Origin of the sequence: Stackebrandtia sp., assembly GCF_035643755.1 — a bacterium.
Lineage (GTDB): Bacteria > Actinomycetota > Actinomycetes > Mycobacteriales > Micromonosporaceae > Stackebrandtia.
This window is the reverse complement of sequence record NZ_DASQPW010000261.1, coordinates 26,916-48,385: the sequence shown is the minus strand read 5'-3', so window position 1 is coordinate 48,385 and position 21,470 is coordinate 26,916. Positions and strand designations below refer to the sequence as shown.

At 67.8% G+C, this 21,470-nt stretch carries 21 protein-coding genes; 14 read left to right on the top strand and 7 right to left on the bottom strand.

The genetic code is table 11. The annotated features are described in order from the left end of the window. Window positions 1–102: 102 nt before the first annotated feature. Entirely contained in the window at window positions 103–1,734 is a 1,632-nt protein-coding gene (locus VE172_RS20230) for a hypothetical protein (protein WP_324803786.1), read from the top strand. Window positions 1,735–2,011: 277 nt separating this feature from the next. Here VE172_RS20230 and VE172_RS20225 read toward each other — a convergent pair whose 3' ends face one another. Both VE172_RS20225 and mtfM read right to left on the bottom strand, forming a co-directional pair. Beyond that, window positions 2,012–2,608: a heme-binding beta-barrel domain-containing protein gene (locus VE172_RS20225; RefSeq protein ID WP_324803785.1), complete on the bottom strand. Its 597-nt coding sequence runs from the start codon at window positions 2,606–2,608 to the stop codon at window positions 2,012–2,014. Continuing rightward, entirely contained in the window at window positions 2,605–2,700 is a 96-nt protein-coding gene (gene mtfM / locus VE172_RS20220) for a small membrane protein MtfM (protein WP_324803784.1), read from the bottom strand. The genes VE172_RS20225 and mtfM overlap by 4 nt, the downstream gene beginning before the upstream one ends. Before the next feature lie 55 nt (window positions 2,701–2,755). On the opposite strand from mtfM, the gene VE172_RS20215 reads away from it, so the two are divergent. Together VE172_RS20215 and VE172_RS20210 are read left to right on the top strand one after the other, a co-directional pair. Next, a complete protein-coding gene (locus VE172_RS20215; protein WP_324803783.1) occupies window positions 2,756–3,550 on the top strand; it encodes an HAD-IIA family hydrolase in 795 nt (264 codons plus the stop codon). 10 nt (window positions 3,551–3,560) lie between these two features. Continuing rightward, entirely contained in the window at window positions 3,561–3,809 is a 249-nt protein-coding gene (locus VE172_RS20210; protein ID WP_324803782.1) for a DUF3263 domain-containing protein, read from the top strand. Here VE172_RS20210 and VE172_RS20205 read toward each other — a convergent pair. Next, window positions 3,754–4,497: a phosphatase PAP2 family protein gene (locus VE172_RS20205; protein WP_324803781.1), complete on the bottom strand. Its 744-nt coding sequence runs from the start codon at window positions 4,495–4,497 to the stop codon at window positions 3,754–3,756. The two genes, VE172_RS20210 and VE172_RS20205, sit on opposite strands and share 56 nt — an antisense overlap. A 100-nt stretch (window positions 4,498–4,597) precedes the next feature. Between VE172_RS20205 and amrS the strand changes: the two genes are divergently transcribed. From amrS to VE172_RS20160, 9 genes are all read left to right on the top strand, one after another. Further along, window positions 4,598–5,722, top strand: coding sequence for an AmmeMemoRadiSam system radical SAM enzyme (amrS, locus tag VE172_RS20200; protein ID WP_349258474.1), 1,125 nt, complete (start codon window positions 4,598–4,600; stop codon window positions 5,720–5,722). Beyond that, entirely contained in the window at window positions 5,715–6,479 is a 765-nt protein-coding gene (gene amrB, locus VE172_RS20195; RefSeq protein ID WP_324803779.1) for an AmmeMemoRadiSam system protein B, read from the top strand. Before amrS ends, amrB begins: the two co-directional genes overlap by 8 nt. Window positions 6,480–6,551: 72 nt before the next feature. Further along, window positions 6,552–6,806, top strand: coding sequence for a helix-turn-helix domain-containing protein (locus VE172_RS20190; protein ID WP_324803778.1), 255 nt, complete (start codon window positions 6,552–6,554; stop codon window positions 6,804–6,806). 58 nt (window positions 6,807–6,864) lie between these two features. Then, window positions 6,865–7,644: a class I SAM-dependent methyltransferase gene (locus VE172_RS20185; RefSeq protein WP_324803777.1), complete on the top strand. Its 780-nt coding sequence runs from the start codon at window positions 6,865–6,867 to the stop codon at window positions 7,642–7,644. Between the two features lie 137 nt (window positions 7,645–7,781). Continuing rightward, window positions 7,782–9,236 (top strand): lysine--tRNA ligase, encoded by a 1,455-nt coding sequence (lysS, locus tag VE172_RS20180; RefSeq protein WP_414715131.1) that lies wholly within the window; start codon window positions 7,782–7,784, stop codon window positions 9,234–9,236. Between the two features lie 155 nt (window positions 9,237–9,391). Next, the gene (locus VE172_RS20175; protein ID WP_324803775.1) at window positions 9,392–9,757 is read left to right on the top strand and encodes a histone-like nucleoid-structuring protein Lsr2; all 366 of its coding nucleotides are present in this window, start codon (window positions 9,392–9,394) and stop codon (window positions 9,755–9,757) included. Window positions 9,758–10,047: 290 nt separating this feature from the next. Further along, the gene (locus VE172_RS20170; protein ID WP_324803774.1) at window positions 10,048–12,606 is read left to right on the top strand and encodes an ATP-dependent Clp protease ATP-binding subunit; all 2,559 of its coding nucleotides are present in this window, start codon (window positions 10,048–10,050) and stop codon (window positions 12,604–12,606) included. Between the two features lie 431 nt (window positions 12,607–13,037). Next, window positions 13,038–14,288: a phosphatidylserine decarboxylase gene (locus VE172_RS20165; RefSeq protein ID WP_324803773.1), complete on the top strand. Its 1,251-nt coding sequence runs from the start codon at window positions 13,038–13,040 to the stop codon at window positions 14,286–14,288. Window positions 14,289–14,543: 255 nt separating this feature from the next. Beyond that, on the top strand, window positions 14,544–15,647 hold the full coding sequence (locus VE172_RS20160) for a calcium:cation antiporter (protein ID WP_324803771.1): 1,104 nt from the start codon (window positions 14,544–14,546) through the stop codon (window positions 15,645–15,647). On the opposite strand, the gene VE172_RS20155 is transcribed toward VE172_RS20160, so the two are convergent. Further along, on the bottom strand, window positions 15,637–16,008 hold the full coding sequence (locus VE172_RS20155; protein ID WP_324803770.1) for a DoxX family protein: 372 nt from the start codon (window positions 16,006–16,008) through the stop codon (window positions 15,637–15,639). The genes VE172_RS20160 and VE172_RS20155 overlap by 11 nt on opposite strands. A gap of 346 nt (window positions 16,009–16,354) precedes the next feature. On the opposite strand from VE172_RS20155, the gene VE172_RS20150 reads away from it, so the two are divergent. Together VE172_RS20150 and VE172_RS20145 are read left to right on the top strand one after the other, a co-directional pair. Continuing rightward, the gene (locus tag VE172_RS20150) at window positions 16,355–17,776 is read left to right on the top strand and encodes a hypothetical protein (RefSeq protein ID WP_324803769.1); all 1,422 of its coding nucleotides are present in this window, start codon (window positions 16,355–16,357) and stop codon (window positions 17,774–17,776) included. A 115-nt stretch (window positions 17,777–17,891) separates the two neighbouring features. Continuing rightward, window positions 17,892–18,776: an aminoglycoside phosphotransferase family protein gene (locus tag VE172_RS20145; protein ID WP_324803768.1), complete on the top strand. Its 885-nt coding sequence runs from the start codon at window positions 17,892–17,894 to the stop codon at window positions 18,774–18,776. Here VE172_RS20145 and VE172_RS20140 read toward each other — a convergent pair. From VE172_RS20140 to VE172_RS20130, 3 genes are all read right to left on the bottom strand, one after another. After that, window positions 18,760–19,374, bottom strand: a complete 615-nt coding sequence (locus VE172_RS20140; protein ID WP_349258472.1) for a LysE family translocator — start codon at window positions 19,372–19,374, stop codon at window positions 18,760–18,762. The genes VE172_RS20145 and VE172_RS20140 overlap by 17 nt on opposite strands. Before the next feature lie 63 nt (window positions 19,375–19,437). Continuing rightward, a complete protein-coding gene (locus tag VE172_RS20135) occupies window positions 19,438–20,637 on the bottom strand; it encodes an NUDIX hydrolase N-terminal domain-containing protein (protein ID WP_324803766.1) in 1,200 nt (399 codons plus the stop codon). A gap of 10 nt (window positions 20,638–20,647) precedes the next feature. Then, window positions 20,648–21,055, bottom strand: coding sequence for a YkvA family protein (locus VE172_RS20130; protein ID WP_324803765.1), 408 nt, complete (start codon window positions 21,053–21,055; stop codon window positions 20,648–20,650). Between the last annotated feature and the right edge of the window lie 415 nt (window positions 21,056–21,470).

The window sequence follows — 21,470 nt, the reverse complement described above, 5'->3', positions numbered from 1 at the left end:
AAGAAGATAAATAGTGAATATCGTCTACATAGGTCAGTACAAAGTGCTCGCCCCGGAGGTCCCGAATTTGTCGAAGCGTGATCAATCGGGCACAGTTGATACATGAACGAGCGCCCCTCCAGCTTGAGTTCCAAGGAATTGCGTTTCCAACCCCAAACGGCCGTGCGGTGGCTGTCCACCCGCGTGCTCGCCGGCACCGCCGGGCGCATGATCCTGGCTCAGGTACTCAACGCCTACCTCGACCGGCGCGAGGTGCAGGCCATCTCCGAACAGGGCCGATTCGATCACTCCCTTGGGGACGAAGTCTGGCTGGACTTCATCGCCGACTCCGGTGACGGCTTCGACTCCACCTACACCATCGCCTATCTGGCCAGCCAGCCCGAGCTGGATCTCGGCGGGTCCCTGCCGCGCGGCTCCATCACCGTGATGGGCGGCGACGAGGTCTACCCGGCCGCGAACTGGCGCGACTACGAGAACAAGTTCAAGGGCCCCTTCCAGGCCGCGCTGCCCGAGGGCGACGGCGCGCTGTACGCGATCCCCGGCAACCACGACTGGTTCGACGGCCTCACCGCGTTCCTGCGGGTGTTCGCCGCCGGGCGCGACATCGGCGGCCGCTCCACGTACCAGAAGCGCAGCTACTGGGCGGCGCGGCTTCCGCATCGCTGGTGGCTGTTGGGAATCGACGCGCAGTTCGACGCGTACTTCGACCAGCCGCAGCTGCAGTACTTCACCGAAGCCTTGCAGGACATGGAACCCGGCGACCAGGTGATCCTGTGCGTTCCGCGCCCCACCTGGACGCTCACCAAGGCCGACCCGCGCGCCTTCGACCGCTACGACTACTTCATCCGCACCGTCATCGAACCCAAGGGCGGCGAGGTGCCGCTGATCCTCACCGGCGACCGCCACCACTACAGCCACTACCGCGAGGTGGAGGGCGGCGGGGACCGGCACCTGGTGACCGCGGGCGGCGGCGGGGCCTACATGTCGGGCACCCACACCCTGCCGTCGCGGATCACCGCGCCGCCGCCGGAATCCATGCAGCGGCACGGTTCCGAGCCGCGCACCTACACCAGGGGCGTGTGCTATCCCGACCGTCGGCAGTCGTGGCGCCAGGCGATGAAGATCTTCTGGCGGATGCCGCTGCGCAACCCGAGCTTCCTGGTGCTGCTGGGCATCATCCACCTGTTCGGGCTGGTCAGCTTCCTCAACTCGACGGGCACCGCGGTCGCGGCGGCCGCGGTCACCCTCGGCATCACCATCGCCTTCGCCTATCCCTCGGCGGGTTCGCGGACGCTGAAGTACTGGCTGGCGGCCGGCGGGCACGCGGCGGTGCATCTGGGTCTCACGACGCTGGGCGCGTTCACGTACGCGGAGTTCGGATTCTCGGGCTGGGCGTCCTATGTGGCCTATGTGCCGATCTCGGGAATCCTCGCCAGCGTCGTCGTGTCGGCCTACCTGGTGATCGCCGGGCGCTTCGGCGTCAACGACAACGAACTGTTCGCCGGCCAGTCCATCGACGACTACAAGTGCTTCCTGCGGTTGCGCATCGACGGCGAGGGAGTCACGGTGCACCCGATCGGCGTACACCGGGTGGGCCGCCGCTGGAGGGCGAATCCGCAGGGCACCGGCGGCGATTCATGGATCGAGCCCGAAACCCCCATCAAGCCACATTTCATCGAAAAGCCATACACAATCCCCGGAAAATCGCAAACTGGCATAAATAGGACAGTTTAAAAAGACGCCGTAACCCCTTGTCGCAGCAGTCGTTGGACATGCCGACAAGCTTTCTCCCGCCCAACCCAGATAAGAGGCGGGCCGCGGTTCACACCCACCGCGGCCCGCCTCTTCTAAATCGGGGATCAGTCTGTCTTCCTTCGGAAGACCCAGTCGATTTAGTCTTCTTTGGCTCGCTTCGCTCGCCGCCACGGGGCTCCGCCCCGTGCTCCCCGCCGGGGGCTGCCGCCCCCGGACCCCCGCATTCGCGAAGCTCGGTCCGCGGGGTCCCGTGGGGTCAGCCCTCGATGCGGGCCAGTCGGGCGGACAGGTGCGGGGTGAGGGGCTGGCCCATCGCGGCGAGTTCGGCGGCGTACATCAGGGCGCCGTCGACGATCCCGTACAGGCGCTTGCCGCCCGTGACCTCCTTGGCGTGCGGGCTGCGGATCACCGCGTCCGTGGCGATCTCGACCGTGGTGCCGTCGACGTGGCCGTAGTACAGCTCCATGACCCCGGTGGGGTGGGACAGCTCCAGCTCGACCTCGTCGCGCTTACCCTCCTGTTTGGTCACCCGCCACCAGCCGACCTCGCGGGCGGCGCGGCGGATCGGCTTGTCGTCGCCGTCCAGCAGCCAGCTGCGCGACTCGTAGTACAGGAAGGGGCGGCCGTCGTGCGAGATGCGCACCTCCTGGCCGTAGGCGAAGTCGTCCATCGTCGGGTAGCCGCCCTGGCCGCGGCCCCGCCACACCCCGATGTACGGCAGGAGCGGCAGCAGGTCGGGGTGCAGGTCGGGGCCGACCCGCAGGTTGTGAGTGTCCTCAAAGGGGTATTCGCCGATCGGCTCGAAGGTCGTGGCGAAGTCCGGTGTCGCGTCGCCGCCTGTCTGCTCGGTCATCGATTCCTCCCGATCCGCACCGCCCAGTAGCCCAGGCCGCCCGCCAGCGCCCCGCATGCGGCGACCAGAATCACGACCACGGCTATATCCACGCCGTACACCTTAAACGCCTCCCAATCCGTCGGGCCCAGGTGGCAGACTGGCGAAATGATTGATCGTGGGCCCATCGACTGCTGGCTGTCGGACATGGACGGAGTGCTGGTCCACGAGGGAGTGCCGGTGCCCGGGGCGGGTGACTTCATCGAGGCCCTGGCCGCGTCGGGGAAGCGCTTCCTGGTGCTGACGAACAACTCGATCTACACGCCGCGCGACCTGCATTTCCGTTTGCGGGCGGCGGGTCTGCACGTGCCCGCCGAGTCGATCTACACCTCGGCGCTGGCCACGGCGGACTTCCTCAAGACGCAGCGCCCGGGCGGCAGCGCGTACGTCATCGGCGAGGCGGGTCTGACCACGGCGCTGCACGAGATCGACTACGTGCTGACCGACATCGACCCCGATTACGTGGTGCTGGGCGAGACGCGGTCCTATTCGGTCGGTGCCATCACCACGGCGATTCGCCTGGTGGAGGCGGGGGCCCGGTTCATCGCGACCAACCCCGACCCGACGGGCCCGTCCCCCGAGGGCGTGTTGCCCGCCACGGGCGCGGTCGCCGCGCTGATCACCAAGGCAACACAGGTGGACCCGTACTTCGTGGGCAAGCCGAACCCGCTGATGATGCGCAGCGCCCTCAACAAGGCGGGCGGGCACTCCGAGACCACCGCGATGATCGGCGACCGGATGGACACCGACGTGGTGGCGGGGGTCGAGGCGGGCCTGGAGACCTTCCTGGTGCTGACCGGCGTCACCGAGCGCGAGCAGATCGACCGCTTCCCCTTCCAGCCCCACCACATCTTCGACTCGGTCGCCGACCTCATCCCCCTGGTCGCCCCCGATAAATCCTAAAAGGACCCCCATGGATTCGCCCCCCGACCGACTCACCCGCACCCAGCGCGCCGTGCTCGACATCGAGCGGCGCTGGTGGCGCGGCGCCGGCGCCAAGCAGCGGGCCATCAAGGACGAGCTGGACGTATCCGTCACGCGGTACTACCAGCTGCTGTCGGAGCTGCTGGACAACCCCGACGCGCTGGCGGTCGAGCCGACGCTGATCAATCGACTGCGCCGCGCCCGCGACGCCCGCCGCCGCGCCCGAACCGCGCACTGAGACCCACACGGTCCCACGGAACCCGCCGCACGGCCCGGATGATCAACCAGCCCAACAGGTAGCCCGCCACCGAGTCCGACAGCCAGTGGTAGCCGAGATACAGCTGCGCGGACAGCGACACCAGCGGCGGCGCGACGAGCAGGACGCGGCGCCAGGTCGCCGACAGCGCGGCGCCGCACAGCAGCACGATGAGGCCGTACCACACGGCGGTGTTGGCGCCGTGTCCCGACGGATACGACGACGCGCCCTGGCCCGAGAACAGCACCGACCCCGCGGCGTCCACATAGGGCGCGTGCCCGGTCGGGAAGCGCGGCGGCACCCGATCCATCCAGTCCTTCACGCCCAGCACCAGCGCCAGCACGACGTACGCCGCCGCCACGGGCAACAGCGGGCGGATCGTGCGGTGCCGCCGCGACAGCCACGCCGCCAGGCCGAGACAGATCAGCGACAGCGGCAGCCCCTGCCCGGCGAACGTCAGCACCCGCGCCGTCCAGAACAGCGGCGTCGCGTGGTGCCCCAGGCAGAAGTCGCGCACGGCGACGTCGACGTCGACCAGCCACGACGGCCACAGCAACAACACCGTCACCGCGGCGAAGCCCGCCGCCAGCGCCGCCTCGGCCCACCATCGCCGCGGGACCGCACCGAACGGAACCCACCTACGCTCGTCCCGCGACCACACAGCCGTCATCCTGTCATCGCCCGATGGTCACATCGACCGCGACGGGCCTACCCTCGATATAAGGAGGTGTTGGATGTCCACCGTCACGCCGGCCGCCGACGCCCTGAGCATGGCCGATCCGTTCACCGTCGGCACCCGGTACTGGCACGCGCTGGACGACGGGCGCGTCCAGTGCGACGTGTGCCCGCGCGCCTGCAAGCTGCGCGAGGGCCAGCGCGGGCTGTGCTTCGTGCGCGGCAGGATCGACGACCAGATCGTGCTGGCGTCCTACGGCCGGTCCTCGGGCTTCTGCGTCGACCCGGTGGAGAAGAAGCCGCTCAACCATTTCCTGCCCGGCACGCCCGTGCTGTCCTTCGGCACCGCGGGGTGCAACCTGGCCTGCCGCTTCTGCCAGAACTGGGACATCTCGAAGTCCCGCGAGATCGACACTCTGTCGGGCTCGGCGGCCCCCGACGCGCTGGCCAGGGCGGCCGAGCAGCTGGGGTGTTCGTCGGTGGCGTTCACGTACAACGACCCCACGATCTTCATCGAGTACGCCATGGACGTGGCCGACGCGTGCGCGCAGCGCGGCATCAAGACGATCGCGGTGTCGGCGGGCTACATCAACGCCGAGCCCCGCGCGGACTTCTACTCCCACATGGACGCCGCCAACATCGACCTGAAGGGCTTCACCGAATCCTTCTACCAGAAGGTGGCGTTCGCCAAGCTGGGCTCGATCCTGGAAACCCTTGAGTACCTTCACCACGAGACCGACGTGTGGCTCGAGATCACCACGCTGTTGATCCCGGGGCACAACGACGCCGACGCCGAGATCGCCGAGCAGAGCGCGTGGATCGCCGAGCACCTGGGGCCCGACGTGCCGCTGCACTTCACGGCCTTCCACCCCGACTTCAAGATGCGCGACGTGCCGCCGACCCCTCCGGCGACCCTGAGCCGGGCCCGCGCCATCGCGATCGATCACGGACTCAAATACGTCTATACCGGAAACGTCCACGACTCCGACGGCGGCACCACGCGCTGCGGCGCCTGCGGCGAGCCCGTGGTGGTGCGCGACTGGTACGTGCTGAAGGAGTACGCGTTGAGCGACACCGGGTACTGTGAACACTGCGGCGCCCGGGTACCCGGTGTATACAGTGGCCCGGCCGGTACCTGGGGCGCCAAACGTCGTCCGGTGCGCCTGGGCATGCCCACCGGTCGGCCCGGCCCGCACGATCGAAGGACCGCCCATGAGTGACATCCGACCCGCTGTGGTGGCCGGACGTTTCTATCCCGAATCCGGCGAGTCGCTGCGCCGGGACATCGAGTCCCTGCTGGACGACGTCGACGTGCCGACCGGCGACGCGCTGGCCCGCGCGTACGTTGTCCCGCACGCCGGGTACCGCTTCTCCGGGCCGGTCGCCGCCCACGTCTACGCGCGGCTGCGGGCCCACGCCGACCGGATCGGCCGCATCGTCCTGATCGGGCCGTCGCATTTCGTTCCGTTGCAAGGCATGGCGGGCTCCCCCGCCGAAGGCTGGGAGACGCCGCTGGGCACCGTCGCCACCCCGCGACCCGAGGACGTGCCGCTGGACGAGGTACCGCACCAGCGCGAGCACTCCCTGGAGGTGCAGCTGCCCTTCCTCCAGGTGTGCGCCCCCGGCGCCGAGGTCACCCCGATCGTGGTCGGCAAGTCGACCATCGCCGACATCGCCACCGCCATCGACCGCCTCGTGGACGCCGACACCGTCCTGTTGTGCAGCACCGACCTGTCGCACTACCACGACGAGGCCACCGCCCGCGAGCTCGACCGGGCCACCGCCGACGCGGTGCTGGGCGCCGAGCCGCGCCGCATCAAGACCTCCGACGCCTGCGGCGTGTTCGCGCTGCGCGGCACGGTCGCGTGGACGGCGCATCACGGCTACGCCGCGACCGAACTCGACCTGCGTACCTCAGCCGACACGTTCGGCAACCCTGACCGAGTGGTCGGATACCCGGCATTTTCATTTGGGTGAGGCGCGCAACTTGTACCAGCTCTTTCGCGTGAATACAGGTGAACCACCAATACGCGAGAGGTGAGCACAGGCATGCCAATCACAACCGAAGCCATCACGCCGGCCGCTGCCGCACCCCCGGAACTCCCGCTTGACCAGCACGAACTGCTCCGCCTTCTGGCGGGCGGGCTTTCCGACCAGGCGATCGGGCGACGCCTGGGGATGTCGCGCCGCACGGTCCAACGACGAATTAGGTCCCTCATGGACTTTTTTGATGTACAAACCCGCTTTCAACTGGGCATGTGCGCGGCACGTCGGGTGATCTCGGTAATCGAACAACCACTGTGAGGAATCTCGTGCCCCTGGGACGCATGACATCGCGCCCGGCGGCCGATAAGTTGAGTAGGTGACTCCCGCTTCCTCCTCCCCCACCCCACAAACCCACGCTCTTTCGTTCGGGCAGGCCGCCGACCTGTATGACGCGGTCCGTCCGACCTATCCCGCCGAGGCCCTGAGCTGGGCCTTCGGCGATTCCCCGCTGGATGTGGTCGACCTCGGCGCCGGGACCGGGCTGCTGACCCGCGGCCTGGTGGCCGCCGGGCACCGCGTCACCTCGATCGAGCCCGACGCCAAGATGCTCGACAAGCTGCGGGACACCACCACGGGCCTGGTCGGCTCCCAGGTGGGCAGCGCCGAGGAGATCCCGCTGCCCGACGGCTGCGCCGACGCCGTCACGGCCGGGCAGGCGTACCACTGGTTCGATCCCGCCAAGGCACTGCCGGAGATCGCCCGCGTCCTGCGCCCGGGCGGCGTCTTCTGTCCGATCTGGAATGTTCGCGACGAGTCGCGCGACTGGGTCAAGCGGATGTCGGAGATCGCCAGCGCCTCGGACGCCGAGATCCTGGCGTCCCGGCTGCGCGCCGAGCAGGAGCCCTTCGCTCCCCACTTCAACGGTTCCGAGCTGAACGTCGTGCGCCACGAAAAACCGATGGACGGCCCCGGCCTGGTGCGCCTGGTGCAGTCGCGGTCGTACTACATCACCGCCACGCCCGAACGGCAGCGCGAGGTCCTCGACGGGATCACCGGGTTGCTCAACACCCACCCGCAGCTGGCCGGGCGCGAGACCTTCACGATGCCGTACTGCACGTACGTGTTCCGCAGCCACCTCGCGGCCAAAACCGCATAGCACCGCGGCTACGCCGCCGTTTAGGCTTGTGCACGGCCCCAAAAGACACGCGGGCCGTGAAATCCATGAGCACAGAAAGCGGTGTATCCGTGAACGACAATCCCAGCATCCCGGACGACGACGACCTTCCCGAGCAGATGAAGGTGCGCCACGCCAAGCGCGCCGACATGCTCGACAAGGGCGCCAAGCCCTACCCGCTGGGTGTCAAGCGCACCACCTCCCTGGCCGCGGTGCGCGCCAAACACGCCGACCTGCCCGCCGAGACCAACACCGGCGAAGAGGTGTCGGTGACCGGCCGGGTCATCTTCAACCGCACCGCGGGCAAGCTGTGCTTCGCCACCATCCGCGAGGGCGACGGCACCCAGCTGCAGCTCATGCTGTCGGCCGGCAAGATCGGCGCGGAATCGCTGGCCGACTGGAAGCGGCTGGTCGACATCGGCGACCTCGTGGGCGCCACCGGCGAGGTCATCACCTCCAAGCGCGGCGAGCTGTCGGTGATGGCCGACTCCTGGACGATGGCGTCCAAGGCGCTGCGCCCGCTTCCGGTGGCGCACAAGCCGCTCAGCGAGGAGACCCGGGTACGGCAGCGCTACGTGGATTTGATCGTGCGCCCCGAGGCGCGCGCCAACGCCCGCAATCGCGCCAACGTGGTGCGCGCGGTGCGCGACATGCTGCACGAGCGCGACTTCATGGAGGTGGAGACGCCGATCCTCCAGGTGATCGCCTCCGGCGCCAACGCCCGGCCCTTCACCACCCGGTCCAACGCGATGGACATGGACCTCTATCTGCGCATCGCGCTGGAGTTGTATCTCAAGCGCTGCCTGGTGGGCGGCATCGATCGGGTATTCGAAATCAATCGCAACTTTCGTAATGAGGGCGCCGATTCCTCACATTCCCCCGAATTCACGATGCTCGAGGCGTACGAGGCATACGGGGACTATCGGTCGATTGGACGACTTACTCAGGAACTCGTGCAGGGAAGCGCACGGCGTGTTTTCGGTTCCACACTGGTGACTCACGCCGACGGCACCGAGGTGGAATTGGGAGGCGAGTGGAGCGAGATCACCTTGTATGGCTCGCTTTCCGGCGCCCTGGGCGAAGAAGTGACCGTCGAAACACCCTTCGAGACCCTGACGACTTTTGCGGATAAAACGGGCCTGGAAGTCAACCCCGCGTGGGGTCCCGGGAAACTCGTCGAGGAGCTTTTCGAGCACCTGGTGGTCGATTCGCTCGTCCAGCCCACCTTTGTCATGGATTTCCCGGAAGAGACCTCGCCATTGACCGCGGCGCATCGCGAAACGCCCGGCCTGACCGAAAAATGGGATCTGTACGTCCGCGGAGTGGAGCTCGGTACCGGATATTCGGAGCTGATCGACCCGGTCGTTCAGCGCGAACGATTCGCTGAACAGGCACGCCAGGCCGCCCGCGGGGAGGATGAGGCCATGCGGCTGGACGAGGATTTTCTGCGCGCAATGGAATACGGAATGCCACCGACCGGCGGAATGGGCATGGGTATCGACCGGCTGCTTGTGGCCCTGACCGGCCTGGGTATCCGGGAAACCATCCTGTTCCCGCTCGTAAAGCCGGAGTAAAGCCCTACGGCGCCTATAACCCATCGAAAATGTCCGCCGTGGTACCCACATTGAAAGGCGAGTCTTAAATGTGGGACCGCGGCCCACATTTAGAATTTCCCTTGGGTTAAAGTGGTCAACCGAATGGCAATCATTACCAAACCGGAGGTCTAGCGGTGGCTCAACGTGTACAGGTAATCCTCGTGGACGATCTTGACGGCGGCACAGCCGAAGAGACCGTCAAGTTCGGACTCGATGGATTCGCATATGAGATTGACCTGTCCCACGAACACGCCGGAACACTTCGTGAGGCACTGACCGATTACGTGACTGTGGCGCGCAAAATCGGTCGCTACAGCACCGGAAACAAGCCCGGTGCGACCAGCACGGCGCCCCGCATGCGGGCGCCGATTGACCGCGAACAAAACAAGGCCATTCGTGAATGGGCCGCCCGCGAAGGAAAGAAGGTCTCCGATCGCGGCCGGATTCCCCAGCACATCATCGACGAATACCACGCCGGTGCCGGGGCCAACGGTTCATGAACGACTGACCCGCAGGCGAGCGACGGCCCGTGTTCACGTGACAACGTGCACACGGGCCGTTGTCATGGGCCTGTCACGGTCCGCGGATGTTCGCTGTCGGCGTACGCCGGTGACCGTGGGGAATGGCGGTGGACGGGTGGCCGTTGGGGTAGGACATCAGCGATAGGGTGGACTCATTGATTAAGGAATCAGTCCTGTCGGCGAAATCGTCGGCCAGCCGTCAAGAGGACGTAAGTTGACAACTGGTCAGACCAGCCCGGAAGCGGGGCGGACGCAAGGAGCACGAGCACATGTTTGAACGGTTTACCGACCGCGCGAGGCGAGTTGTCGTCCTGGCCCAAGAAGAGGCCCGGATGCTCAACCACAACTACATCGGTACGGAGCACATCCTGCTCGGGCTGATTCACGAAGGCGAGGGCGTGGCCGCCAAGGCCCTTGAGAGCCTTGGCATCTCGCTGGAGGGCGTGCGCCAACAGGTGGAGGAGATCATCGGCCAGGGCCAGCAGGCGCCCAGCGGCCACATCCCCTTCACCCCGCGCGCCAAGAAGGTGCTGGAGCTGAGCCTCAGGGAGGCTTTGCAGCTGGGCCACAACTACATCGGCACGGAGCACATCCTGCTGGGTTTGATCCGCGAGGGCGAGGGCGTCGCCGCCCAGGTCCTCATCAAACTGGGCGCGGACCTCAACCGGGTGCGCCAGCAGGTGTTGCAGTTGCTGTCGGGTTACCAGGGCAAGGAGCCCGCCGGCGCCGCCGCGGGCGCGGGCGGCAGCGGCGAGCAGTCGCAGTCGACGTCCCCGGTGCTCGACCAATTTGGACGAAACCTCACCCAGGCGGCGAGGGACGGCAAGCTGGACCCGGTGATCGGTCGCGAGACCGAGATCGAGCGGGTCATGCAGGTGCTGTCGCGGCGTACCAAGAACAATCCGGTCCTGATCGGCGAGCCCGGCGTGGGCAAGACCGCCGCGGTGGAGGGCCTGGCGCAGGCCATCGTCAAGGGCGCGGTGCCCGAGACCCTGAAGGACAAGCACCTGTACACCCTCGACCTGGGTGCGCTGGTCGCCGGTTCCCGGTACCGCGGTGACTTCGAGGAGCGCCTCAAGAAGGTGCTCAAGGAGATCGGCACCCGCGGCGACATCATCCTGTTCATCGACGAGATCCACACCCTGGTGGGTGCGGGTGCCGCCGAGGGCGCCATCGACGCGGCCAGCATTCTCAAGCCGATGCTGGCGCGCGGCGAGCTGCAGACCATCGGTGCGACCACTTTGGACGAGTACCGGAAGTACCTGGAGAAGGACGCCGCGCTGGAGCGCCGCTTCCAGCCCATTCAGCTTCCGGAGCCGTCCCTGGCGCACACCATCGAGATCCTCAAGGGGCTGCGCGACCGGTACGAGGCGCACCACCGGGTGTCCATCACCGACGGCGCCCTGGTGGCGGCGGCCACGCTGGCCGACCGCTATATCTCCGACCGGTTCCTGCCGGACAAGGCGATCGACCTGATCGACGAGGCCGGCGCCCGGATGCGGATCCGCCGCATGACGGCCCCGCCGGACCTGCGCGAGTTCGACGACCGGATCGCCCAGGCCCGCAAGGACAAGGAATCCGCGATCGATGCGCAGGACTTCGAGCGGGCCGCGCAGCTGCGCGACAACGAGAAGCAGCTGCAGGACCAGCGCGACCACCGCGAGCAGGAGTGGAAGGCCGGCGACCTCGACACCGTCACCGAGGTGGACGACGAGATGATCGCCGAGGTGCTGGCCAACTGGACCGGCATCCCGGTGTACAAGCTCACCGAGGAGGAGACCTCCCGGCTGCTGCGCATGGAGGAGGAGCTCCACAAGCGCATCATCGGCCAGCAGGACGCGGTCAAGGCGGTGTCGCAGGCGATCCGTCGCACCCGCGCCGGCCTGAAGGACCCGAAGCGCCCGTCCGGCTCGTTCATCTTCGCCGGCCCGTCCGGCGTGGGTAAGTCCGAGCTGTCCAAGGCGCTGGCGGAGTTCCTGTTCGGTTCCGAGGACGCGCTGATCCAGCTGGACATGAGCGAGTTCCACGACCGGTACACGGTGTCGCGTCTGGTGGGTGCGCCCCCCGGATACGTCGGCTACGACGAGGGCGGCCAGCTCACCGAGAAGGTGCGCCGCAAGCCGTTCTCGGTGGTGCTGTTCGACGAGATCGAGAAGGCGCACTCCGAGGTCTTCAACACCCTGTTGCAGATCCTGGAGGACGGCCGCCTCACCGACGGCCAGGGCCGCATCGTGGACTTCAAGAACACGGTGCTGATCCTCACCACCAACCTGGGAACCAAGGACGTCGCCAAGGCGGTGTCCATGGGCTTCCAGGCCGACAGCGACGGCGCCGACGACTACGAGCGGATGAAGCTGAAGGTCAACGACGAGTTGAAGCAGCACTTCCGTCCGGAGTTCCTCAACCGCATCGACGACACGATCGTGTTCCCGAAGCTGTCGGAGAACGAGATCATCAAGATCGTCGACCTGATGATCAAGCGGATCGAGGAGCAGCTGCGCAACCGCGACATGGGTCTGGAGATCACCCAGGCGGCCAAGGAATTCCTGGGCCACAAGGGATACGACCCGGTGCTGGGTGCCCGGCCGCTGCGCCGCACCATCCAGCGCGAGATCGAGGACACGCTGTCGGAGAAGATCCTGTTCGACGAGCTGAACCCGGGTCAGATCGTGACGATCGACTGCGAGGGCGACCCGGTCGACTTCGAGAACGCTCACCTCACGTTCGAGGGTTCGGAGAAGACGCCGGTCACGGTCCCCGACGTCCCGCCAGTCGAGCTCACCGCCGACGCCTCGGGCGGCGACGGGGAGTCCAACGGCGAGTCTTAGTACGTGGCAAGCGAAGTGGGGCGGTCCCGGTGACGGGATCGCCCCACTCTTGTCGTCCGATCGCGGATAGACGACGAACCGAGGTGCAAAGCGCGCGGTACCTCGGTTCGTCGCTTGACCGGTCCCATGCGGCGGACACAGGTGTCACGACGGGGTATCGGATCGGTGGCCTGCGGTCGGTGGTGCGTCTGCGGCGCGCCGCCCCACCGTCGTACTCGTGACCACTCCCGATGAACATCGCGACGGAATGCTGTCGGCGTTGAGCCAACATTCCCCCGGTCTTTTCAGTTGTGGATCTTGGCGCCGGTCTTGAGATTAGCACCGGCGAACACGCCCCGCATCGCATTCATAACCTTGAAACTCTTGAGGTCAGTGGGGTGAGAGACGCACCGGCATGTATCCGCATGTCTGAGTCGTCTTACCATTGCTCCATGCCTTTTTCGCCGAGCGTGAGCCGCCGTGCCGCGCGGGTCATCGCCGATGAGTTCATTCGCCACGCGGGTCCCAAGACCGGCCTGATCCTGGGTGCCGGTCCCGGCCACCCGGTATTGGCCGCGGCGATCGACGCGTTGCTGCCCGGCGACAAGCTCACCGTGGTGCTCAACTCCGACACCGACCGGCCGGCGATGGAGTCGTACCTCGCCGACCAGGGTTCCTGGGTGGTGGAGCGGGTGTCGCTGGTGGCCTCGCCGTCCGACGCCGCCCCCGCCGATGTCGTGATGCTGGCCGAGCCGGTCCGCGACGAGGCGGGTGACTTCGCCAAGACCTCCGACACGCTGCGGGAGCTGACCGCCGCCGGCGGCGTGCTGACCCTGAGCGCCCCGCTCACCTCGCACGCCACCGACGACCTCGCCGAGCTCAACGAGGAGTTCGGGATCGGCAGCGACCTGGTGCTGCGCAACCGCCCGCCGCTGCGCATCCACCGGCTGCGCTTCTCGGCCGCGACCCCCGACACCGCCGAGCGGATCGCGCCGACCTTCCGCCCCAGCAGCGTGCCGCTGACGTCGCGGATGAACATCGACTCCAACGGGCTGGCCGCCGGCGCGATCCTGCTGGGCGTGGCGGGGCTGACCAAGAAGGTGCGCCCGAAGTCGAAGCTGTGGCTGGTGCCCGCCCTGGCGGCGGTCCCGGCGGCGGCATTCTTCCGCGACCCGCAGCGCCACACCGACGACGACCCGGACGCGGTCGTGTCGGCCGGGGACGGCACGGTGCTGTCGGTGGAACGCGTCACCGACGACCGTTTCGGCACCTCCACATCGGACAATGGCGGCGAGTGGCTGCGGATCGCGGTGTTCCTGTCGATCCTGGACGTTCACGTCAACCGGGCGCCGGTGGCGGGCAAGGTGGTCGACATCTTCCGCGAGGAGGGCGGCTACGCCCCCGCGATGAAGCCCGACGCCGAGCACAACGTGGCCTGCTACACCGTCCTGGACACCGCGCGCGGCCGCGTCGCCGTCGCCCAGCGCACCGGCCTGGTGGCCCGCCGCATCGTCAACCGCACCCAGCCGGGGGCGCTGTTGGCCAAGGGCGAGCGCTACGGACTGATCCGCTTCGGCTCGCGCACCGACGTCTACCTGCCCGCCGACTCCGCCGACGCCCTCGTGGTGCCCGGCGAGAAGGTGGTGGGGGCCGAGACCGTGATCGCCCGCTGGCGCGCGCCGAAGCGGAAGAAGCGGAAATAGCGTGAGGCCGGGGAGCCCAACCCCTTGAAAGGCTCCCCGGCTCCCCGGTGACACTCCCTGAGTCGCCGGGTAAGGAAAAAGTTAGCAACGCCCGCCCAGCCGAAACGCACCGGTTCACGGAAACAGCACCCCAGGGAACAGGACTTCTCGTCTGGCCCGCCCGGCCGGACGGGCGTCGTGCCGCCATGGTGCCGCACGCTGTCAAGCGCCGTCACATCCGCGATGCGGCCCCTCCCATCTGGCAGTCTTTGCGGCATGGCCGGGGTGTTGCGATGGACGAGGGACCGCTGGACGACGTGGGCACCGCTGCTGGCCCTGGCCGCGTTCGGTCTGAGCCTGTCCCGCAAACCCAGCACGCTGCTGGTGATCGCGATCGCGGTGTTGCTGGGCGGTGCGGTGCTGGCGGCGGTGCACCACGCCGAGGTGGTGGCGCATCGGGTCGGCGAGCCGCTGGGCTCGCTGGTGCTGGCGGTGTCGGTCACCATCATCGAGGTGGCGCTGATTCTGACGCTGATGGCCAGCGGCAATCCCGACGCGGCCTCGTCCCTGGCACGGGACACGGTCTTCGCGGCGGTCATGATCACCTGTAACGGCATCGTCGGGGTGTCCCTTTTGGTGGGCGGGGCGCGGGGCCGCACCGCCGTCTACAACGCCGAGGGCACCGGCTCCGCCCTGGCGGCCGTCGCGACCCTGGCCACGCTGAGCCTGGTGCTGCCGACGTTCACCACCACCCGCCCGGGCCCCCAGTTCACGGCCGGGCAGCTGGCGTTCGCGGCCGTGGCGTCGCTGGTGCTGTACGGAATCTTCGTCACCGTCCAGACCAGGCGGGAACGCGACAGCTTTCTGCCCGTGGACGCCGCCGGGGAGGTGATCGCCCCCGACGAGGGGCACGTCCGTCCGGCGACCAGACAGTTCGTGACGAGCCTGGTGCTGCTGATGGTCGCGCTGGTCGCGGTCGTCGGCGACGCCAAGGCGGTGTCGTCCACCGTGGAATCGGGCGTGCGCGCCGCGGGGCTGCCCCAGTCGGTGGTGGGCGTCGTGATCGCCATGCTGGTGCTGGCGCCCGAGACCCTGGCCGCGGCCCGTGCCGCCCGCCGCGGCCGGACCCAGACCAGCCTGAACCTGGCCTACGGCTCGGCGATGGCCAGCATCGGCCTCACCATCCCGGCCATCGCCGTGGCCTCGATCTGGATGAGCGGCCCGCTGATCCTGGGGCTGGGGGCCACCCACATGGTGCTGTTGGCGCTGACGGTGGTCGTCGGCATCCTCACGGCGGTACCGGGCCGGGCGAACCTGCTGCACGCCGGGATTCACCTGAGCCTGTTGGCGGCCTTCGTGTTCCTGGCGATCAGCCCGTAGGCCACACGGCCATGGCGAGGACGGTGAGGACGCCGGCGGCCAGGGCGATGGCGCCCAGCCACACGGCGGGCAGGGTGGCCTTCCAGCCCTCCCCGGCGCGGAAGTGGGCCGCGATGGCGCCGACCATCAGGCAGACCAGGCCGAGCACGGCGGCCACGGTGATCGGCCACCAGAAGAAGCCGACCAGCAGGCCGACGGCGGCGGCCAGCTCCAGGCCGCCGATCTTGCGGCAGGTCTGGACCGTGTAGCCCAGGTGGGTGACGCGTTCGACCATGGCGGGGACCTGGATGACCTTGGCGCCGCCGAGCATGCCGAAGAAGACGATGAGGACGAGGGACAGGATGGTGGCGGCGATCATCATCGGCGTGCCTGGGTGGCGCGTGGTGCGGTCATGGCTCGGGCTCCAGATTCGGATCTGTGGTTCCGCGAACGCGCGCGGGCGCGTCCTCCTAGAGAAAACTATCGAATCCCGTTTCGCGTTACGGGCGCTGTCCGGCATTTCGTGTTTGGGCGTCGATTCGTGCTTAGTCGGTCCTCCACACAAAGTGGACTTTTGGAGCAATTCACGATGGCATTCATGCGCCCTTCTCGCGCTTTGTCGCCCGGGTCTTTCGGTGTCACAATGTGTTTCGAGGCGAACTCCCCATGATCTCCAATGGCTTCAGGCGAAACGGAAAGACAGTATGGACTTTGGACAGTTGGTCAAAATGAATGTCGGCGCCCTGCATGCCAAGGGAAAGGCGATCAAGGGGATATCCAAGAGCGCCGACTCGCACGGGGCGCAGCTGGACGGCCTGCGGGCGCGGATCCCCGGGGTGTGGAACGGCGCGGACGGGCAGGCCGCGGGAACGGACCTCGGTCAGCACGGCAAGAAACTCGAGGGGATTCGGGATCACGCCAATACGATCGCCAACAACACCACGCGCCTGGCCGAGGGCCTGACCACGGCGCAGGGAAAGGCGAAGCGGGGACAGACGATCGCCCAGTCGATTCCGGGAGCGAAGTTCGACGCATCCAAAGGCATAGTGGACTATAAATGGCGCGAGGACCTGTGGGGACCGTACGACAAGGCCACCGCGCAGGGAAAGGCGAATCACGCCAAGAACATCAAACTCGCCAATCAGGCGAACACATTGATGGCCGACGCGGTGAGCGAGGGGAATCAGCTCGACAGCGGATTCACCGCGGCCAACACGGCGGACAAGCCGCTGGACCAGACGAAGATCATCAAGGCCGCCGACGACATCGGCCCCAAGGACCCCGTCGTCAAGCAGCAGCAGACGGCGGCGTTCCAGGCGACGCTGGGCCGGGCCCCGGTGAGCAAGACGGACTGGGAGCTGGCCGCGGCGCTGGACCCGACGTCGCGACTGCCGAAGAACGGCGGAACCAACGCGGTGGTCGCGGTCGGAAAGATCACGCCGCACCCGGGGATGGGCCTGGTGAAGATCGGCCTCTACATCCCCAGCGACGAGGTGTTCAACATGCCGCACAACGACAAGGGCGACAACCGCGGCATGAACCCGAACTTCAACCCCGAGGAGAACCGGGTCGCGCTGTACGTGGACTACGAGACGGGAACCGTTGTGGCGCGCCAGAACCCGTCGGTCGACAGCGCGGGCAACGTGAAGGTCGGCACGCCCGACGTGAAGATCCAGGAGTCCACCACGGGCGCGGTGCACATCACCTACAACGCCGTGAACCCCTTCGCCCCCAACATCGACGGGGACATGCACCACGTGAAGGGCGACGTCACCATCACGCCGGGCCAGCCCGCCAAGATCGACGGCACCATCGGCGACTACCCCGCCTTCGAGGCTTACCAGGTCAACAACGACAAGCCGACCCAGGTCATCCTGCAGGACCGCGCGGACAACGAGGGTTCGCTGGGACCCCTGCTCGAGCTGCCGACCCACCACGACATCGGCAACGGCCAACAGAGCGCCGCCCAGTTCAAGGCGTGGCGTCCGCTGTCGGGCGACTACTGGGAACTCGACCCGTCGACGCCTCCCGCGCCGGAGGTCGAGCTGGGCGACCCGAAGAACCCGCCCGTGGCCAAGCCGTACGAGCCCTTCGGCGGCGCGGAGGTCCACCCGCACGTGCCCGGGGTGCCCGACGGGCCCATGATCTGATTCTCGCTGGACGCGCCCGCGGTCGCTGGTACACAATCGCGCTGTGCACCCACCGCTTCCCGACTCCGTGGCCAGGATCGTCGTCGATGTCTTCGAGGCGCGAGGAACACAGTGGATGGATAGCCTGCCAAGGCTGATCGATGACCGTTGCGCCGCTTGGGAATTGGAGATCACCGGCGAGGCGTTTGGCGGCGGAACACACTCCTATGTGGTACCCGTGCGGCGCGCCGACGGTAGCTCGGCGATCTTGAAACTGACCGTGCGGGACGAGGAGAACCTCGCCGAGCCCACGGCGCTGTGGCACTACGGCGGGGACGGCGCGGTGAAGTTGTACGCGTACGACCCCGCGTCGGGGGCGATGCTGCTGGAGCACGCCACGCCCGGTGAGCCGATGGTGCGCCAGGACGACACTCCTTTCGACGCGCCGCACGCGGAAGGGCGTCCCGACAACGTTCGACGGATCGACCTGGCCTGCGCGCTTTACCGTCGATTGTGGCGGATTCCGCGGGTGGCCCCGGCGGAGTTTCCGCCGATACCCAGGGTCGCCGACCGGGTGGCGGCTTGGCGACAGGACCTGCCGCGGCTGGTCGGCGTGGTGGACGATGCGGAGCTGGTGGCGCACGCGCTCAGGCTCTGCGAGGAGTTCTCGACACCGGACGGGCCCGAGGGGATCGCCAACCGCGACACCCACCTCGGCAACATCGTGTCGGCGCGGCGCGAACCCTGGCTGCTCATCGATCCCAAGCCGCTGTTGGGAGAGCGGGCCTTCGACGCGGGATACCTGCTGCTGGTCCAGGCCGAATCGGCATCGACCGTGGCCGAGGTCGACGCGATGGTCGCCCGCACCGCGCACGGCCTGGGCGTCGCGCCCGAGCGAGCCCGCGGCTGGGCTTTCCTGCGGTCCATGGAGATAGTCCTGTGGGCCTCCCCCGATCGGAGCGCCATCGTTGGGCGCCACAGGGAAACGGCTCGGCTGCTGGGGTCTAGTTCTGCGAGGTGACCGCGAGCTTGACGCCCAGGGCGACGAAGGCGGCGGCGAAGCCGCGCCGCAGCCACGTCAGCACGCGGGGACGGGAGATGACGTGGGTGCGAACGGCGGCGGCGAACGCGCCGTAGCCCGCGAAGACCACGAAGGTCATGAGCATGAAGACGGCGCTGAGCTCCAGCATCTGGGGCAGGGTGGTGGATCGTCCAGTGTCGACGAACTGCGGCAGGAACGCGAAGAAGAACAGGGTGAGCTTGGGGTTGAGGATGTTGACCAGCACGCCACGCGCGATGATCGCCAGCGCCGAACGCTCGGTGGTCTCCTCCTGGACGGCGATGGCGTCGCGGTCGCGGATCGTGGCCCAGGCCATGTAGAGCAGGTACACGACACCCAGGTATTTAAGTGTCTGGAACGCCACGGCGCTGGCGTTGAGCAGCGCCGCCATCCCGGTGACCGCGGCGACCAGGTGCGGGACGATGCCGAGCGTGCAGCCGACGGCGGCGATGACGCTGGCGCGGGTGCCGCGCGACAGACCCGTGGAGATCGTGTACAGGGCACCCGTTCCCGGGGTGATGACGACGATCAGCGCGGTGATCAGGAACTCGATGGTCACTTCGGCCCCCTGGGGTTCGGCGGTCACGGTCAGGCCGAAGGTTAACGCGGCGCGGGGGCGGTCTCAGCCGTTGAGAATCGTCAGGGCGCGTTCGATCTTGACGTCGTGGCCGTTGAACGTGTTGAGGGCCTTGATGTCCTCGGGACGGAACCAGGCGGATTCCAGGGCCTCGGCGGTGTTCTCGGGCTGGTCGGAGGGGTTGGATTGGTGCGCGATGTAGACGAACGCGACCCAGGTGCCGGGCTTGGGGGCGTTGATGGAGCGGTTGTCGAAGACACCCGCCAGACCGTCGATCTCGATGTCGAGAACCAGCTCCTCCTGGACCTCGCGGACGGCGCTACCCGCCGAGCTCTCCCCCACCTCGCAGGCGCCGCCTGGCATGGCCCATTCGCCAGTGTCGTGGCGGCGCAACAGGAGTATGCGTCCGTCGGGGTCGGTGATCAGGGCCTCGGCCGAGGTGACGGGGGTGCGGACGTCGAGGGGCCCGAAGTGGTGTTCGACGTAGGGGGCTTCGTTGGGCACGCCCGCCAGGAGGGCGTCCATGGTTTCGGTGATGCGCTGGTAGCGGGCGATGTCGTAGGGGTCGTCGGTGTCGGGTCGACCCTCGATGGCCAGTTCGCGCACCTCGGAAAGGATGTCGCGTGTGGAGGCGGGTAGTGCCAGGGGCGCGTCGATGACGGTGCGGTCGGCGCCCGCGATGAGGTAGGCGGTGAGCGGGTCGACGTCGGATTCGTCCGCTTCGGTCTGAGGGACGAGCGGGACGGCGATGTCCTCGGGCGCCACGAACGTCACGTCGACGACGTAGGTGAGGAAATAGGTGTGCACCATGGGAAGCCCCGCCGAGATGGTGTCGCAGACGCCGTGCGGGACGGGCAGCACCTGGGCGTCGGGGATCAGGGTTTCGGCGAGCCTTTGGACCGCGGTCTCGGGCGGGAGGGATTCGTCCACAAAGGCGTGCGGGATGCCGGGGCGGCCGTCTCCCGCGTCGGCGGCCAGCATGATGCCGCGCCGCTGATCGTTGAGCACCAGGGCAACCCCGAGCCACGGGGTGCGCAGGCCGCGGTCGGTGTCGAAGACGGACGTGATCTGGTCGGCGTCGCGGCTGTCGACCTCGGCCAGCAGCTCGGCGGCCAGCCGCCGCAGGCGGGTGAACCGCGCGGCGTCGGCGGGCGCGGCGTCGTAGAACAGTCCGTTGGCGGCGTCGGCGCGCAGTTCGTCGGCGATGGCGGCGACGCGGCGCTCGCGAGATCCCACTGAGGTCATTCCCGCCACCCTAATCTTTGGTGTCCACCTCGCGGCGCCCGATCAGCCGCAGCAGCAGGTCGGGATTGCCTGGCCATGCCTCGATCAGCACCTCGCGCGGGACGCTGCGCCCCGCGTATCGCAGGGCGAGCGCGACGACCACGATGTCGTCGAGGGGACCGATGACGGGGATGAACTCGGGGATCAGATCGATCGGCGACAGCACCCACAGCCCCGCGATGATCACGGCGACCTTGGCGCGGCGCGGCACCCGAGGATCCCTGCGCAGCCTGCGCACCAGGGTGACGCAGTCGGGCAGGAACGCGGCGAGATCCCGCGCCACCCCAGGCGGGAGCCTGCGCGCCAACAGGATCAGCACGCCCCACAGCACGGCCATGATCGCCAACGCGATGCCGATGCCCATGATCCACGCCCACATGCCTCAAGCGTAGGAGCAGTGCCACGGGGGTGAAGCCCCGCACGTACGAAACCAACCCCCCCGAGGCCCGCTACCACAGGGCGTGGGTTCCCATGAGCCGAGCGGAGCGCGCGACCACGAGGAGGCCCCCCGACGAGCGTGGCGCGCTACTGCGAGGGGACGCGTCTCGCGAAGGTTTGCCGTGGAGGGGGGTCGCACACGGGAGACCCGACGTAGACAACGGGGGGCGCGGGAAGCGCCTGGTTCCAACACATCCGCGAGGTCGGTATCGCGAGCGAAACCCACTGCCACCAGGCGACGATCCCTACGCGAACAGTTGCCGTCGAGAGGGAGTCGCACACGGGAGACCCGACGTAGACAACGGGGGGCGCGGGGAGCGTTTGGTGCCAACACGTCTGCGAAGTCGGTATCGGGG

Excerpts from the sequence above, each read along its gene's own strand:
- VE172_RS20230 (WP_324803786.1), top strand. The coding sequence starts at position 103 with ATGAACGAGCGCCCCTCCAGCTTGAGTTCCAAGGAATTGCGTTTCCAA.
- VE172_RS20225 (WP_324803785.1), bottom strand. The coding sequence starts at position 2,608 with ATGACCGAGCAGACAGGCGGCGACGCGACACCGGACTTCGCCACGACC.
- VE172_RS20215 (WP_324803783.1), top strand. The coding sequence starts at position 2,756 with ATGATTGATCGTGGGCCCATCGACTGCTGGCTGTCGGACATGGACGGA.
- VE172_RS20210 (WP_324803782.1), top strand. The coding sequence starts at position 3,561 with ATGGATTCGCCCCCCGACCGACTCACCCGCACCCAGCGCGCCGTGCTC.
- VE172_RS20205 (WP_324803781.1), bottom strand. The coding sequence starts at position 4,497 with ATGACGGCTGTGTGGTCGCGGGACGAGCGTAGGTGGGTTCCGTTCGGT.
- amrS (WP_349258474.1), top strand. The coding sequence starts at position 4,598 with ATGGCCGATCCGTTCACCGTCGGCACCCGGTACTGGCACGCGCTGGAC.
- amrB (WP_324803779.1), top strand. The coding sequence starts at position 5,715 with ATGAGTGACATCCGACCCGCTGTGGTGGCCGGACGTTTCTATCCCGAA.
- VE172_RS20190 (WP_324803778.1), top strand. The coding sequence starts at position 6,552 with ATGCCAATCACAACCGAAGCCATCACGCCGGCCGCTGCCGCACCCCCG.
- lysS (WP_414715131.1), top strand. The coding sequence starts at position 7,782 with ATGAAGGTGCGCCACGCCAAGCGCGCCGACATGCTCGACAAGGGCGCC.
- VE172_RS20170 (WP_324803774.1), top strand. The coding sequence starts at position 10,048 with ATGTTTGAACGGTTTACCGACCGCGCGAGGCGAGTTGTCGTCCTGGCC.
- VE172_RS20165 (WP_324803773.1), top strand. The coding sequence starts at position 13,038 with ATGCCTTTTTCGCCGAGCGTGAGCCGCCGTGCCGCGCGGGTCATCGCC.
- VE172_RS20160 (WP_324803771.1), top strand. The coding sequence starts at position 14,544 with ATGGCCGGGGTGTTGCGATGGACGAGGGACCGCTGGACGACGTGGGCA.
- VE172_RS20155 (WP_324803770.1), bottom strand. The coding sequence starts at position 16,008 with ATGATGATCGCCGCCACCATCCTGTCCCTCGTCCTCATCGTCTTCTTC.
- VE172_RS20150 (WP_324803769.1), top strand. The coding sequence starts at position 16,355 with ATGAATGTCGGCGCCCTGCATGCCAAGGGAAAGGCGATCAAGGGGATA.
- VE172_RS20145 (WP_324803768.1), top strand. The coding sequence starts at position 17,892 with ATGGATAGCCTGCCAAGGCTGATCGATGACCGTTGCGCCGCTTGGGAA.
- VE172_RS20135 (WP_324803766.1), bottom strand. The coding sequence starts at position 20,637 with ATGACCTCAGTGGGATCTCGCGAGCGCCGCGTCGCCGCCATCGCCGAC.
- VE172_RS20130 (WP_324803765.1), bottom strand. The coding sequence starts at position 21,055 with ATGTGGGCGTGGATCATGGGCATCGGCATCGCGTTGGCGATCATGGCC.